Below are 14721 nucleotides of genomic sequence, written 5' to 3'. Positions count from 1 at the left end.
AGTTGCTTCTTTTTTTACTTTTTTTTCAAATCATTCCGCTATGAAATCTTTCACAAATTGGGAATTTTTTTCGTATGAGGAAGAAATTTATGGTATGATAAAATAAGTAAAATTTCATAAACTAATTAAGAATTTATTACAGAAAGCAAGGGATCAGATTTTGTATAGAGCAGCTATTCCAAACTTATTTACGCTCGGAAATTTATATAGTGGATTCTTGTCAATCGGCTATGCATCTTTAGGATATTATAAATCAGCTGCTATTTTAGTACTTATCGGGATGATGTTAGATAGTCTTGATGGACGTGTTGCTCGTTTATTACGTGTTGATTCACAAATGGGAAAAGAGCTTGACTCGCTGGCGGATGTCGTAACATTTGGTGCAGCACCTGCTGTTCTCATGTATTACACATCTTTCTCCAATTACGGAATCATCGGACTATACATAGCGGGACTATTCCCTCTTTTCGGAGCATACCGTTTAGCACGATTTAATGTAACACCATCTTCTACTTCAATGAAATATTTCACTGGCGTACCGATTACAGCAGCGGGAGGGCTTGTTGCTTTCTTAACATTATTTTCACATACCATTCCAAAAATCGTTCTTATTACAGTATTTGTAACGTTCGCATTTTTAATGGTGAGCCGCATTCGTATCCCAAGTTTAAAAGATGTACCAATTCCACGATATAGCATCATTATTACACTATTTTTAGTTGGAATCATTATAACAATGTACCAAACAGGGTTCGGTAATTTTTCTGTTTTCTTATTCATTGCTATTCCACTATATATTTTGTATATGCTATCTCAATTTCTTAGACAAAGACCGTCTAAAAGAGCAAATAAAGAAAAATAAGAAAAACCTTCCGATTCCGGAAGGTTTCTTTTTATGCCGTAAAATCCCACTCTCATTAAAGCTTCACTTTATTTTGTAACCAATACTTTTTGATTTACAGGTGTTACAGGCTCTTCCCCTTTTAATACGGCTAAAATATTTTTCACTGCCATTTCAGCCATCGCATCACGCGTTTCGAACGTTGCATTTCCTACGTGAGGAGCAAGTACTACATTCTTTAATCCTTTTAGCTCTTCTGTAATTTTCGGTTCAAATTCAAACACATCAAGAGCTGCTCCTTCAATTTCATTCGTTTTTAATGCATGAGCAAGTGCCGCTTCATTCATAATTGGTCCACGTGAAGCATTTACAATATACGCTGTTTTCTTCATCATTTTAAACTGTTCATCATCAATCATATGATGCAATTTCGGATTATAAGCACAATTAATTGTAATAAAGTCTGCTGTTTGTAATAATTCTTCCAATGTTACATATGTTGCTTCCAGTTCACTTTCAGCTTCAGGCTTTCGATTTGGTCCTGTATATAAAACATTCATTCCAAACGCTTTCGCACGCTTTGCAACTGCCTTTCCGATTTCTCCAAGGCCAATAATTCCAATTGTTTTACCATGTACTTCACGGCCTAAGAAAAATAATGGTGCCCATCCATTAAATCCAGTTGTACGACATAATGTATCACCTTCAGGAATTCTACGTGCAGCTGCTAAAAGAAGTGCAAATGTTAATTCTGCTGTCGCTTCAGTTGATACTTTCGGTGTATTCGTTACCGGAATCCCTTTTTCTCCGGCATACGAATAATCAATATTATCGTAACCAGCACCGTAGTTTGCAACAATCTTCAAATTAGGTGCCGCATCAATAACTTCTTTTGTCACCTTCGTAGAAAGTAGACTTAACAATGCATTTTTATCTTTTACACGATCTGTTAATTCATCTAAAGAAATTAATGCATCTTTATCGTACATTTCTACATCATGATCCTTTAATAGTTCTAATCCAATTGCTGGAATTTTCCCTGCTACTAATATTTTTGCCACTACTAACACCTCTTCTATAAAAAATAAGATATCACTTATCTTTCATTGTAAGAAATCCACCTATAAAAACCAAGGAATTTGATCATAGTTTTGAAAATCGACATTTTTTACCCATAAGAAAAGAGGAGATTCATCTCTCCCCTTTTCTTATGCTTTCTCTTGCGATTCTTGTCCAAGCTTTGCATCGATCGTTCCTTCTGCAACTGTATCGCTAATTTGTTCCTCAATAACTGATTGAGATGTAGCATTCGTTTCAGAAGTATAAGCCTGTTGTTGTGCACCTTGTACATCTTGTACATTTTGTTTATGTTGTTGTTTCGCCATTTCTTACCCTCCTTTTTATTCTTTCTTATTTTGAACAAAAAGGGTGGTTTTCATCAAAAAATCGTGATCATTTTGAAATTGTTACTTCTTCTTCCAATAATCTCATCGTTCTTACTCGTTTCGTAAATGTAGCTATGTGACAAATATCATGATTACGTAATGTCTTTATATTCTCTTCCACATATTTTCCTAAATCATTCGGATAATGAGCATCTGAGGAGAGAGTAACTGCAACGCCATACTTAGCTAATACTTGTAAATATAGCGGACTCGGACACATTTCGCGCACAGGATAGCGATAATACAATCCCGCATTTATTTCCGTTGCCGTATTTGTTTCTACTAACGCACGCGCAATTTCCTTATAATAAGAAAGTTGTTCATTTTCATCTAACCGATAATTAAATACTTTTATGTTATCAAGATGAGCTATAATATCAAATAAATTAGAGCGAACTGCACACTCAACCGTTTTGAAAAACGTATCATATAAAGCATATAAGTCATGTTCCTTAAAATATTCTTTCGTATCTGGATTATCAAATCCCCATCCATTTAAAAAATGAACAGAACCAATTACATAATCAAAATCTCCTAATGCCAGTAAAGATTGTAATTCTTGTTCACCACCAATAAAATAATCCGCTTCAATTCCAAGTTTTAGCGTCACGCCTCGTTTACTCCATCGTTCTTTCGCCTCTTCAATTGCCTTTGTAAAATCATGCAGTGACGCTACCCTTACTTGGTCTAACCATTCCTTCTGTAAACGACCAAGCCCTGAATCACTTATATCGACATATCTTTCATAGTATTCTTTCGCTTCATAAAAACGGTATAAATGATCGACAATACCAACTTCTTTTATACCTTTTCGCAAAGCTTCTTCTAAATATAAATCAATCCATTTCGTTGTAAATGGCCCTTCTTTCACACGTCTTTGCAGGCGTTCTTGTGTTTTCACAAGCCATTCCATAGAATGTTTTTCTTCTTTAAGCGGTTCATAATGTTGCAATGCTTCATTTATTTTAGCTAGCCATCCTATTGAATATGGCCCTTCTTCTAAATGAATGTGATAATCCACCTTCATCTACATTTCCCCCTTATAATGTATCTATTTCACTTCTGTCCCCTACTCGCGAAAGCTTCCCATTTCTTTCTGTCACTTCCTCCATAACATCTTCTAATGATATATTTTTTTCAGCTAATAAAACAAAGCAGTGATACAATACATCAACCATTTCTTTCACTAATTCTTCTTTGTCATTATTTTTAGATGCGATAATTACTTCCGTGCATTCTTCACCAATTTTCTTTAAAATTTTATCTTCTCCTTTTGAAAATAAGTAATTTGTATACGATTCAGGAAGTGGATTTTCCTTTCGTTCTTCAATTGTTTCAAATAGTAATTTAAAGGCATTTTCCATATGTATCCCCCTATATAATTTGGTAGTGAAAACATGTTTTCTCTCCCGTATGACAAGCAGGTCCCACTTGCTTTACGACAACAACAATTGAATCTTGATCACAATCTAAATAAAGAGATTGCACATATTGGACATTTCCTGATGTTTCTCCTTTATTCCACAACGACCTTCTTGAACGGGAATAAAACCATGTTCTTTTCGTTTCTAGCGTTTTTTCATATGCTTCTTCATTCATATAAGCTAGCATTAAAACTTCTTTTGTCCCTTCTTCAATTACAACTGCTGGTAATAATCCTTTTGAAAAGTTAGGTTTCATAACCGTACCTCAACGTTTGCATTTCTTAATTTTCTCTTTACGTCCTGCACTGTCGCCTCACCATAATGAAAGATGGATGCCGCAAGTGCTGCATCAACTGTTGTCTTTTGAAAAACTTCTATAATGTGATCAACATGACCACATCCGCCTGACGCGATGACTGGTATGGAAACGCTTTTTGAAATTTCTTCTGTTAAGCGAAGATCGTACCCGTTTTTCGTTCCATCTGCATCCATACTCGTTAACAAAATTTCGCCTGCCCCTAGCTCGGCAACGCGTTTTGCCCACCCGATTGCATCCATACCCGTATCAACTCTTCCGCCGTTCACATATACATTCCACTTATCTTCTGCTACTTTTCTAGCATCAATTGCTACGACAATACATTGTGAGCCAAAGTATTCTGCCCCTTCTTCGATTAGCTTTGGATTTCGCACTGCCGCTGAGTTGATTGAAACTTTATCTGCTCCCGCTCTTAGTAAATTGTACATATCTTTAACACTTGAAATCCCCCCGCCAACTGTAAGAGGAATAAATACTTTCGAAGCTGTTTTTTCTACAACATCGATAATTGTTTTTCGTCCTTCATGCGTTGCAGTAATATCTAAAAATACAATTTCATCTGCTCCCGCATCATTATATAAAGCAGCTATTTCAACAGGATCACCGACATCTTGTAACCCTATAAAATTTACACCCTTTACGACTCGCCCTTCTTTCACATCTAGACATGGAATAATGCGTTTCGCTAACATAACTTTGTTACCTCTAACACTTCTTCTAAATCAATCGTTTTCTCATAAAGAGCCTTACCAATTATGACGCCGTGTATATTCATATCATTTAATTTTTTCACATCTTGAATAGATGCCACTCCTCCAGAAGCAATAAGACGAATGCTCACGCTTTTTTGTAGTAACTCCAATTGCTCTAAATTCGGCCCTGCAAGTGTCCCGTCTTTCGAAATGTCTGTAAACACAATCGTTTGAACACCTACATTCTCCATTTGCTTTGCTAAATCAATGTAAGAAATTTCAGACACATCAAGCCAGCCTCTCGTTGCTACGAAACCATTTTTCGCATCAATTCCAACAATGATTTTCTCTTTATATAGAAGAACGGCTTCTTCTAAAAATGCCTTATCATAAAGAGCAGCTGTTCCTAAAATCACTTTATCTACACCTACTGACAATAACTTCTCTACCGCTACAAGTGATCGAATTCCTCCTCCAACTTGCACAGGAATACGTACTGCCTTGCAAATTCTTTCAATGACGGGTAAATTTACTGACTCCCCAGCAATTGCACCATCTAAATCAACAATGTGTAGTATTTTCGCTCCAAATTTTTCGAATATAATCGCTTGCGCAACCGGATCTTCATTCATTACTGTTTCTTTACTAAACTCTCCTTGATAAAGTCTAACGCATCGACCCTCTTTTACATCGATAGCTGGGAAGATTTCCATGCTTCTACCACCCCTTTGAAATTTTTTAACATTTGCATCCCAATGTCACCACTTTTTTCAGGATGAAACTGTGCGCCGTATATATTTCCTTTTGCTACAAAACCAGGTACTTTCACTCCATATTCACTTATTCCATATACAATTTCATTTGGACAATCTGCGTAATAAGAGTGGACATAATATACGAAAGAACCGTCCTCTACTCCATTCCAAAGCGCTATTTCCCCCTCTTTCTTTAACTCATTCCATCCCATATGTGGAATTTTATAAGGAACCTTTAACTTTCGAATAACACCTGGCAATAAACTTAATCCGTTACAGTCTTGTAGTTCCTCACTTTTTTTAAATAAAAGCTGCATTCCTAAGCAAATGCCCAGCAGCGGTTTTCCTGAACTCCCAACTTCTTTTAACACACGCACTAAATCTTTTTCTTCCAATACATCCATCGCTTTCGGAAATGTACCTACTCCTGGTAAAATCACTCCATCACTTCTAAAAACCTCTTCTTTATCACTCGTTACGATGTACTCTGCTCCAATATATTTTAATGCTTGTTCTACACTACGAATATTTCCCATTCCATAATCTATAATAGCAATCAATTACAACATCCCTTTCGTGGAATTTACACCAGTAATGCTGGCATTTCTTTCGACTGCTTCTCTAAGCGCTCTACCAAACGCTTTAAATAAAGCTTCAACTTTGTGATGTGTATTGCTTCCGTATAAAATGCGAGCGTGTAATGTAATATTGGCAGCATGAGCAACTGCTCTAAAAAATTCTTCTGTTAGTTCTGTATCAAAATCCCCTAGCTTCGGATTCGTTAATTCTCCTTGAAATACAATATATGAGCGCCCGCTAATATCAATTGCGACAAAACCTAAAGATTCATCCATCGGTACATATGCGGAGCCATAACGGTTAATCCCCTCTTTATTTTGCAACGCTTCTTTCAAACAATTTCCGAGTACAATTCCAACATCTTCAACTGTATGATGCGCATCAACGAATACATCGCCTTCCGCCTCCACTTGTAAACCGAATCTTCCATGCCTTGCAAATAAAGTTAGCATATGATCAAAAAATCCAACTCCCGTTTGTACAGAAACGTTCTTGCCTTCATCAAGCTGCAAACTTAATTTGATTTTTGTTTCTGTCGTCTCACGTATTTGACTAGACTCTCGCATTATTCTTCCTCCTCAAATCTTATTTGAATTGCTCTCGCATGCGCATGTAACCCTTCTTTATTGGCAAGTTCTACAATATGATGTTGTACATCTCTTAACGCGTCCTCCGTATAAGACAGAAAGCTTGATTTTTTCACGAAATCATCGACTGATAACGGTGAGAAAAACCTTGCCGTTCCACTTGTCGGTAACACGTGATTCGGTCCTGCTAAATAATCACCGAGAGGCTCCGGTGCATATGGTCCAAGAAAAATAGATCCTGCATGTTTCACATATGCTAGAGCATTCATCGGTTCTTTTATATGTAACTCTAAATGTTCTGGAGCGATTTCATTCGATAATTGTAGCGCCTCATCTAAAGAAGGAACGATAAAGATAGCTCCATTTCTATTTATCGATTCACGTGCAATTTCGCTTCTTGGTAATGTTTCTAACTGTCTTTCTATCTCTCTTTCTACTTCTTTTGCTAACTCTATATTCGTTGTAACACAAATTGCTGTTGCTCTCTCGTCATGTTCTGCTTGTGATAATAAATCAGCAGCAATATATTTTGCATTGCCGGTTTCATCAGCAATAACTACAATTTCTGACGGGCCAGCAATCATATCGATATTTACTATTCCATATACTTCTCGTTTCGCCAGAGCGACGTACAAATTTCCTGGTCCAACTATTTTATCCACTTTCGGAATCGATTCCGTCCCATATGCTAAAGCAGCAATTGCTTGCGCACCACCTATCGTATAAATTTCATCTACTCCTGCAAGACTTGCAGCAACTAAAATATGTGGATCAATTCCTCCTTGCCTTGGTGGTGTTACCATTACAATCTTTTTCACACCAGCTAGTTTTGCCGGCAATACATTCATTAATACTGATGAAGGATACGAAGCAGTTCCGCCTGGCACATATACCCCTACATTTTCTAACGGCCGAATGATTTGCCCTCTAATGATGCCTTTACTCGCGCAATCGAATATGGATTGCCTTTTTTGCTTTTCGTGATAAGAAATAATGTTTTTCTTCGCCTCTTGTAACGCTTCTAAAAATGAATTTTCTACAAATATACCCGCTTGTTTTATTTCTTCTTCACTTACACGAAACTCTTTCATCTCCACACCATCAAACTTGTTTGTATAAAAAGATAGGGCCTCATCCCTACTCTCCCTTACATTTCGAACGATTTCACTTACACTTTTTTGAACATTTTCTTCTATTATATTAGCGTTTTCTCGTAGCAATTTTATTTTCGATAACGCCTTTTGAAAATCTTCACAAACGATCTCCATTACAATTCCTCCTATTTTCCTGACAAAATTTCTTGCTCCATCATATTTACAATACTGAATATTTCGTCTTTTTTAGTTTTTAATGCAGCCTTATTTACAATCATTCGAGCAGATATAGAACACATTTCCTCAAATACAATGAGCCCATTTTCTTGTAATGTTTTTCCTGTTTCCACAATATCAACAATTGCATCTGCCAATCCAAGAATAGGAGCGATTTCTACAGAACCTTCTATTTTGATAATTTCTACATCCTCCCCTTTATCATGAAAATAGTTAGAAGTAATATGTGGATATTTCGTCGCAATGCGTTTCTTTCGGTAGCTCTTTGGATTATACGTCGGAATAGAAGCAACACAAAACTTACACACGCCCACTCCTAAATCTAACATTTCATAAATATCTTTCTCGTTTTCCATTAAAATATCTTTTCCAACGACCCCAATATCAGCTACTCCATGTTCTACATAAGTAGCAACATCTACTGCTTTCACTAAAATAAATGAGATATCTGTATTTTTACTTTGAAAGACAAGCTTTCGTCCTTTATTTTTGAGCTCCGAACAATCAATTCCAATCTGCTCAAAGAGCGGAATCACATGTTTTTCTAATCTTCCTTTCGTTAACGCAATTTGAATGTTACGCATGAAGTTTCTCCTTCTTTCTGGACTACCCATTTCTCTTTCCATACATATTCCACTAACGATTCATTCTTCGCCTCAACGACCGTTACTATTTGATTTTTTCTTGCAAATTGAAAGGTGTCGTTTACATTAGAGAATAAGGATAGCTCTACTTTTTTTCCGTCCTTTTGAAGTAAAATTCGTAATCTTTCCGCTTCTGCTAATCTATTTAACTCATAATGAATAATAATATCTATTCCCTTTCGTTCATATGGTTCTTGTTGCTCTTGCAGCGCCTTCACAATTTGATTGACTTGCACCGCGAGTCCAACAGCCGGCAGCATCTCTCCAAAATTTCCAATTAACTCATCATATCTTCCGCCACTAACAATTTCTTCTCCAATTTCATATATATACCCTTTGAAAATAACTCCCGTATAGTAATCTAAATGTTGGATCATACCTAAATCAATTGATATGTAAGATCCATAGCCTAGTTTTTCAATTGCTTCATATATTTCTTTCACTCTTGCAATCGCCATTTTCATTTCATTACTTGAAGCGAGTTTTTCTGCTTCCTCAATCACTTCTAAATTCCCAAATAACCTTGGTAATTTCTCAAGTAATCTTACTGTTTCATCACATCGATCTAATTTCTTTTCTCTAATAAAATTTGATAGAGCCGCATAATTTTTACTTTCAATGTATGTCCTAAGTACTCTCTCTTCTTCCTCATGAATGGAGAGTTTTTTTACAATACATTTATATAACTGCACTTGCCCAATCTCTATTGTAAAAGATTGCACCTTCACCTTTTGAAGTGATTGAATGACGCTTATGACGCATTCAATTTCAGCTCTTACATTATCAATTCCTATAATTTCAATACCACTTTGTACAATTTCATTATATTTTCCAGTAAGGGACTCATTCGCCCGAAATACATTCCCGCCATACGTCAGTTTAAGCGGCGTATCCCACCTCTGCGTTCCCATCACTCTCGCTAAAGGAATTGTCATATCTGGACGTAACACGATAATCCGTCCCTTTTCATCAAAAAATTTATACATCTTTTCTTCATCTATCGGTCTATTTTGAAAGGCAAAAACATCATAAAATTCAATTGTAGGTGTCCTTATTTCCTCATAACCTCGCCCTAAAAAAGTACGTCTTAATTTTTGCTCCACTTCTTCAATTAACGTACATTCTTCGAATAAATAATCTCTCGTTCCATTTGGGTTTGCCCGTTTCCATTTTGTCATCTAAATTCTCACACCTTTCCCTTTCTAATGTATGCCTATTTCATGCACCTAAACCGAAAATAAAAAGAGCCTTGTAGATAAAATATACCTACAAGGCTCTTTAGTAGCGTGTAGGTACAACGGGAATAACCCTTGTGCCTACACGTTTTCACGCTAGGTTCAAGGGCTTTATGTATGATGATGCAGTTGTGTAAGCATTGTAAAAGATTGCACGATATTCATAATACTTACTCCCCTTCTCCTCTGATTTTTACATAGTATATAATACTTAATTCTGAATGTAAATACATTTTGAACATTCCGTTATTTCTTAATATAAAGCTACTTTCCTTTCATACTCTACAATTTCTTGTTCATATTGCATCGTAATACTAATTTCGTCTAGACCATTTAATAATTTCTCTTTCCACATTTTCTCGATCGTAAAATGAAATCTGTGCGTACTCGTTGTAATTACTTCATTCTCTAAATCTACTTCTATTTGTTCTCTCGCATCCGTTTTGGCAAGTTTTTCTCGCATTTCTTTATCCATTACAATTGGCAACATACCATTTTTCATACAATTCATATAAAAAATATCTGCAAACCCTCCGGCGATAATAACGCGGAAACCATAATCAGCAAGTGCCCAAGGTGCATGTTCTCTTGAAGAACCACACCCAAAATTATCACCTGTAATTAATATACTTGCTCCTTTTCTGTCTTGTGCATTAAGCGGAAAATTAGGGTTTTCATGGCGGTTATTATCATAACGCCATTCATCGAATAAATACTTTCCAAATCCCGTCCTTTCAATTCTCTTTAAGTATTGCTTCGGTATAATTTGATCTGTATCGATGTTATCATTCATCAGTACTGCGGCAGTACCTTTATGAATACGAAATGGCTCCATCATAACTCTCCTTTCTAATATCAACAAAATGACCGTATAACGCAGCTGCTGCCGCCATTGCTGGGCTAACTAAATGTGTTCGTGCCCCTTTTCCTTGTCTTCCTTCAAAATTACGATTTGAAGTCGAAGCACAATGTTCTCCTTCAGGTACTTGATCTGGATTCATTCCAAGACACATTGAACATCCAGGTTCTCTCCATTCAAATCCAGCTTCTTCAAATATGTGATGTAGTCCTTTTTGCATCGCAGCTTCTCTTACTCTTTTGGATCCAGGCACAACGAGTGCTTGCACACCTTCTTTTACCTTTCTCCCTTTCACAACAGATGCAGCAATTTCTAAATCAGAAAGCCTGGAATTTGTACAAGATCCAATGAAAACATGCTGAACAGGAATGTCATATATACTTTGTCCAGGGCTTAATCCCATATAAGAAAATGCTCTTTCGTCATTTGCATCCTGCTTTTCTGGCAATTTTTCATCAATACGAACACCCATACTCGGGTTTGTTCCCCACGTAACGTACGGTGCTAAATCCGTCACATCTATCGAAATATGTAAATCATAAATTGCATCTGAATCTGTATAAAGTTCAGACCATTTCTGCTCGAATGTTTCAAAGTCTTTCGGTGCATATTGACGTCCTTTTACATAAGCAAATGTTTTTTCATCTGGTGCTATAATACCTGCCTTTGCTCCTCCTTCAATTGCCATATTACAAAGCGTCATTCTCTCTTCCATCTCCATGGCCTCAATCGTCTCTCCGTAAAATTCCATTACGTATCCAGTTCCAACTGCTACACCGTACTTTGAAAGGAAATACAAAATAATATCTTTTGCGTAAACACCTTTCTGTAATTTTCCTTTTAACTCAATGCCCATCGCTTTCGGCTTGCGTTGCCATAACGTTTGCGTTGCCAATACATGTTCCACTTCACTCGTACCAATGCCAAATGCTAGCGCGCCAAACGCACCGTGCGTTGCTGTATGACTATCACCACAAACAATTGTTTTTCCTGGTTGTGTAAGTCCAAGTTCTGGTCCGATAACATGAACAATCCCTTGCTCTTCATCCCCGATATCCGCTAACGGCACCTGAAATTGTTTACAATTTTCCCGGAGTGTATCTAGTTGCTGCTTCGCAATGCGATCGGTAATATTCCAAACATCTTTCGTTGGAATATTGTGATCCATCGTCGCAAATGTTAAATCTGGTCTACGGACTGTTCGATTTGTAAGCCGCAAGCCTTCAAAGGCTTGCGGTGATGTTACTTCATGAACAAGATGAAGATCGATATATAATAAATCTAATCCATTTTCGTTTGTCGTAACTACGTGTCTTTCCCAAAGTTTATCTAGCAGCCTTTTTCCCATTATCTCCCTCTCCCTACTAACGCTTGCTCTTCCATCTCTTGTATAACTGCCTTCGTAAATGAAGTTGTCGTTTCAGTTCCTCCGATATCTGCTGTACATTTTCCTAATTTAAGGACTGCTGAAATTGCTTCTTCAATTGCACACCCTTCTCTCGTTAATCCGAACGATTGCCCAAGCATCATTGCAACAGAGCGCATCATTGCAATTGGATTCGCCTTATTTTTTCCGGCAATATCAGGCGCTGATCCGTGAATAGGCTCATATAATGAAGGCCCCTTTTCCGCGTGACTTGCTGATGGAAGCATTCCTAATGATCCAGCTAATACGGAAGCCTCGTCACTCAAAATATCCCCAAATAAATTTTCTGTTACAATTACATCAAACCGTCCTGGATTCCGAATTAACTCCATCGCAGCTGCATCTACTAAAATATGTTCTAGTTCAACGTCTGGATAACGAAGTGCTACTTCTTCCGTAACAGCTCTCCATAGTTTACTAGATTCTAAAACATTCGCCTTATCAATAGATGTTACTTTTTTCTTCCGCTTACTCGCTAATTGAAAGGCATAAGAAACGATCCGTTCAATTTCATGACGATGATACGTAAGTGTATCTGTTGCTACTTCGTCCGTTCGTTCTTTCGGATAAGAAAAATAAATTCCGCCTGTTAATTCACGAACGACAACGAAATCAATTTCATCAGCCTTTTTTAATGGCGATAAATGTGCCGTTGCGCTTTCTACCGTTACAGGGCGAACATTCGCAAATACACCAAGTCCTTTTCTTAGAGCTAATAATCCTTTCTCTGGTCTTTCTTTCGTGCTATCCCACCTTGGTCCACCAACTGCTCCTAGTAAAACCGCATCACTTGCTAAACAGGCGGCAAGCGTTCGTTGCGGTAATGGTTGCCCATTTAAATCGATAGCACTCCCGCCAAAATACTCATCTTGCAAATGAAAATGATGCCCATATAACCTCTCTACCATATGCAATACTTCCTTCGCACTTTCCATAACTTCCGGGCCAACACCATCACCAGCTAAACAAACGATACGTTTTTCCAATTTCAACACTCCTTTTAACTGAATTTTCAGAACTTTAATTTGATAGGTGAGGAAAGCTTCTCTCACCTATCAAACACTTATTTCACAAGCTGGATAAAAGATTTCAATTTCCCTGCTGCATGGACATATGCTCTCGCCGAAGCTTCCAATACGTCTTGTGCAACACCAAAACCTGATACTTGATGCGTTCCTTCTTTTAATTCAACATGAACATGAGCCAGTGCATCTTGACCTTGTGTAATAGATTGTATGCGATAATCCGCCAATTCACATTCTAATCCTAAAATTCTTTGGATTGCATTATAAATCGCTTCAATACTACCAGAACCAGTGGCTGCATCTTCGTATACATTTCCTTCTTCGTCTTTTAGCACAACTGTCGCACATTGTGTACTATTTGATACGAAATGTACTTGTAGTTGCGTAATGTTATATTGCTGAGCCGCAAATGCTGCTTCCCCAAGCATAAGTGCACGTAAATCTTCCTCAGTAATTTCCTTCTTGCGATCAGCTAATTTTTTAAAGGCTTCAAACACCGCATCTCGTTCTTCCTTTGTAAATTCATAGCCAAGCTCTTTCATTTTTTCTGTAAACGCGTGACGTCCAGAATGTTTTCCAAGTACAAATAGATTTTGAGATTCGCCTATTAGCGCTGGTTCAATAATTTCATATGTTGTCACTTCTTTTAAAACGCCATCTTGATGAATTCCAGATTCATGAGCAAATGCATTCGCTCCAACAATCGCTTTATTTTTCGGTACAACCATACCTGTTAATCTGCTTACTAATGTACTCGTCGCTTTAATCTCTTTTAGCGTCATAGATGACTCCGCTTTATAGAGATCTTTTCTAATATGAAGAGCAACTGCGACCTCTTCTAGCGCCGCATTCCCTGCTCTTTCTCCAATTCCATTAATTGTTCCTTCTACTTGCAACGCTCCGCCTTCAACCGCAGCTAATGAATTTGCTACAGCCATCCCAAGATCATCGTGACAATGACAAGAGAAAATTGCTTTTTCATATGAAGGAACGGATTCTTTTAAGTATTTAAAAAGAGAATAATATTCTTCTGGATTTGTATATCCAACTGTATCTGGAATATTAATTACATTCGCTCCTGCACGAATCGCAACTTCTATTGCTTCAGCTAAAAATTCTTTTGCTGTTCTCGTTGCATCTTCTGCTGAAAATTGTACTGTCGGAAATAATGATTTCCCGAGTGTAACCGAGCGGTGAATACTATCTAATACATCTTCTTTTGACATACAAAGTTTATATTTCATATGAATATCACTTGTAGCTAAGAATACGTGTAGACGAGGAGATACTGCACCTTTCACCGCTTCATATGCTCTTCGAATATCACTTTCTTTCGCTCTAGCTAAGCTCATAACTGTAGCATTTTGAATGGTATTTGCGATGCGTTTTACCGATTGAAAATCCCCTTCGGAAGCTGCAGCAAAGCCAGCTTCCATGACATTAATACCTAGTCTCTCTAATTGCCTTGCAATTTGCAATTTCTCTTGTTCATTTAAATTCACTCCTGGTGATTGTTCGCCATCACGTAGCGTCGTATCCATGAACAAAATCTGCTTCAT

17 protein-coding genes are annotated in these 14721 nt (G+C 37.3%); 1 reads left to right on the top strand and 16 read right to left on the bottom strand.

Translation table 11 applies throughout. From position 1 onward, the window contains the following. Positions 1-160 precede the first annotated feature (160 nt). Positions 161-862 (top strand): CDP-diacylglycerol--serine O-phosphatidyltransferase, encoded by a 702-nt coding sequence (pssA, locus tag J0835_RS07225; RefSeq protein ID WP_000285422.1) that lies wholly within the window; start codon positions 161-163, stop codon positions 860-862. Between the two features lie 68 nt (positions 863-930). Here the strand turns inward: pssA and J0835_RS07220 are convergent, their stop codons facing one another. From J0835_RS07220 to leuA, 16 genes are all read right to left on the bottom strand, one after another. Next, positions 931-1902, bottom strand: coding sequence for an NAD(P)-dependent oxidoreductase (locus tag J0835_RS07220; protein WP_087979934.1), 972 nt, complete (start codon positions 1900-1902; stop codon positions 931-933). A gap of 147 nt (positions 1903-2049) precedes the next feature. After that, entirely contained in the window at positions 2050-2226 is a 177-nt protein-coding gene (locus tag J0835_RS07215) for a DUF4025 domain-containing protein (protein ID WP_087979933.1), read from the bottom strand. A gap of 67 nt (positions 2227-2293) precedes the next feature. Next, entirely contained in the window at positions 2294-3313 is a 1020-nt protein-coding gene (locus tag J0835_RS07210; RefSeq protein WP_087979932.1) for a histidinol phosphate phosphatase domain-containing protein, read from the bottom strand. A gap of 13 nt (positions 3314-3326) precedes the next feature. After that, positions 3327-3650 carry a phosphoribosyl-ATP pyrophosphatase gene (gene hisI, locus J0835_RS07205; RefSeq protein WP_087979931.1) on the bottom strand — a complete coding sequence of 108 codons (324 nt, stop codon included), beginning with the start codon at positions 3648-3650 and terminating at the stop codon, positions 3327-3329. A gap of 10 nt (positions 3651-3660) precedes the next feature. Next, positions 3661-3966, bottom strand: a complete 306-nt coding sequence (gene hisI, locus J0835_RS07200; RefSeq protein WP_087979930.1) for a phosphoribosyl-AMP cyclohydrolase — start codon at positions 3964-3966, stop codon at positions 3661-3663. Beyond that, the gene (hisF, locus tag J0835_RS07195) at positions 3963-4721 is read right to left on the bottom strand and encodes an imidazoleglycerol phosphate synthase cyclase subunit (RefSeq protein WP_087979929.1); all 759 of its coding nucleotides are present in this window, start codon (positions 4719-4721) and stop codon (positions 3963-3965) included. The genes hisI (J0835_RS07200) and hisF overlap by 4 nt, the downstream gene beginning before the upstream one ends. Continuing rightward, a complete protein-coding gene (gene hisA / locus J0835_RS07190) occupies positions 4715-5434 on the bottom strand; it encodes a 1-(5-phosphoribosyl)-5-[(5-phosphoribosylamino)methylideneamino]imidazole-4-carboxamide isomerase (RefSeq protein WP_087979928.1) in 720 nt (239 codons plus the stop codon). Before hisA ends, hisF begins: the two co-directional genes overlap by 7 nt. Next, positions 5407-6036 carry an imidazole glycerol phosphate synthase subunit HisH gene (gene hisH, locus J0835_RS07185; protein WP_087979927.1) on the bottom strand — a complete coding sequence of 210 codons (630 nt, stop codon included), beginning with the start codon at positions 6034-6036 and terminating at the stop codon, positions 5407-5409. Before hisH ends, hisA begins: the two co-directional genes overlap by 28 nt. Next, a complete protein-coding gene (gene hisB, locus J0835_RS07180) occupies positions 6037-6621 on the bottom strand; it encodes an imidazoleglycerol-phosphate dehydratase HisB (RefSeq protein WP_048561394.1) in 585 nt (194 codons plus the stop codon). Next, positions 6621-7910 (bottom strand): histidinol dehydrogenase, encoded by a 1290-nt coding sequence (hisD, locus tag J0835_RS07175; protein ID WP_087979926.1) that lies wholly within the window; start codon positions 7908-7910, stop codon positions 6621-6623. The genes hisB and hisD overlap by 1 nt, the downstream gene beginning before the upstream one ends. Positions 7911-7921: 11 nt before the next feature. After that, positions 7922-8557: an ATP phosphoribosyltransferase gene (hisG, locus tag J0835_RS07170; protein WP_001244476.1), complete on the bottom strand. Its 636-nt coding sequence runs from the start codon at positions 8555-8557 to the stop codon at positions 7922-7924. Continuing rightward, positions 8533-9795 carry an ATP phosphoribosyltransferase regulatory subunit gene (hisZ, locus tag J0835_RS07165; protein ID WP_087979925.1) on the bottom strand — a complete coding sequence of 421 codons (1263 nt, stop codon included), beginning with the start codon at positions 9793-9795 and terminating at the stop codon, positions 8533-8535. Before hisZ ends, hisG begins: the two co-directional genes overlap by 25 nt. 310 nt (positions 9796-10105) lie before the next feature. Further along, the gene (gene leuD / locus J0835_RS07160) at positions 10106-10687 is read right to left on the bottom strand and encodes a 3-isopropylmalate dehydratase small subunit (RefSeq protein WP_087979924.1); all 582 of its coding nucleotides are present in this window, start codon (positions 10685-10687) and stop codon (positions 10106-10108) included. Further along, positions 10665-12059, bottom strand: coding sequence for a 3-isopropylmalate dehydratase large subunit (gene leuC / locus J0835_RS07155; RefSeq protein ID WP_087979923.1), 1395 nt, complete (start codon positions 12057-12059; stop codon positions 10665-10667). Before leuC ends, leuD begins: the two co-directional genes overlap by 23 nt. Continuing rightward, positions 12059-13123, bottom strand: coding sequence for a 3-isopropylmalate dehydrogenase (gene leuB / locus J0835_RS07150; protein WP_087979922.1), 1065 nt, complete (start codon positions 13121-13123; stop codon positions 12059-12061). Before leuB ends, leuC begins: the two co-directional genes overlap by 1 nt. Positions 13124-13200: 77 nt before the next feature. Beyond that, the gene (gene leuA / locus J0835_RS07145) at positions 13201-14721 is read right to left on the bottom strand and encodes a 2-isopropylmalate synthase (protein ID WP_087979921.1); all 1521 of its coding nucleotides are present in this window, start codon (positions 14719-14721) and stop codon (positions 13201-13203) included.

It is taken from the genome of Bacillus cereus group sp. Sample62 (genome assembly GCF_036851315.1).
Taxonomy (GTDB): domain Bacteria; phylum Bacillota; class Bacilli; order Bacillales; family Bacillaceae_G; genus Bacillus_A; species Bacillus_A wiedmannii.
This window is presented reverse-complemented; position numbering and strand designations above follow the sequence as displayed.

What these genes read in the sequence shown, in the direction of transcription:
- J0835_RS07215 (WP_087979933.1), bottom strand. Translation starts at nt 2,226, where the DNA reads ATGGCGAAACAACAACATAAACAAAATGTACAAGATGTACAAGGTGCA.
- J0835_RS07210 (WP_087979932.1), bottom strand. Translation starts at nt 3,313, where the DNA reads ATGAAGGTGGATTATCACATTCATTTAGAAGAAGGGCCATATTCAATA.
- hisI (WP_087979931.1), bottom strand. Translation starts at nt 3,650, where the DNA reads ATGGAAAATGCCTTTAAATTACTATTTGAAACAATTGAAGAACGAAAG.
- hisI (WP_087979930.1), bottom strand. Translation starts at nt 3,966, where the DNA reads ATGAAACCTAACTTTTCAAAAGGATTATTACCAGCAGTTGTAATTGAA.
- hisF (WP_087979929.1), bottom strand. Translation starts at nt 4,721, where the DNA reads ATGTTAGCGAAACGCATTATTCCATGTCTAGATGTGAAAGAAGGGCGA.
- hisA (WP_087979928.1), bottom strand. Translation starts at nt 5,434, where the DNA reads ATGGAAATCTTCCCAGCTATCGATGTAAAAGAGGGTCGATGCGTTAGA.
- hisB (WP_048561394.1), bottom strand. Translation starts at nt 6,621, where the DNA reads ATGCGAGAGTCTAGTCAAATACGTGAGACGACAGAAACAAAAATCAAA.
- hisD (WP_087979926.1), bottom strand. Translation starts at nt 7,910, where the DNA reads ATGGAGATCGTTTGTGAAGATTTTCAAAAGGCGTTATCGAAAATAAAA.
- hisG (WP_001244476.1), bottom strand. Translation starts at nt 8,557, where the DNA reads ATGCGTAACATTCAAATTGCGTTAACGAAAGGAAGATTAGAAAAACAT.
- hisZ (WP_087979925.1), bottom strand. Translation starts at nt 9,795, where the DNA reads ATGACAAAATGGAAACGGGCAAACCCAAATGGAACGAGAGATTATTTA.
- leuD (WP_087979924.1), bottom strand. Translation starts at nt 10,687, where the DNA reads ATGGAGCCATTTCGTATTCATAAAGGTACTGCCGCAGTACTGATGAAT.
- leuC (WP_087979923.1), bottom strand. Translation starts at nt 12,059, where the DNA reads ATGGGAAAAAGGCTGCTAGATAAACTTTGGGAAAGACACGTAGTTACG.
- leuA (WP_087979921.1), bottom strand. Translation starts at nt 14,721, where the DNA reads ATGAAGCAGATTTTGTTCATGGATACGACGCTACGTGATGGCGAACAA.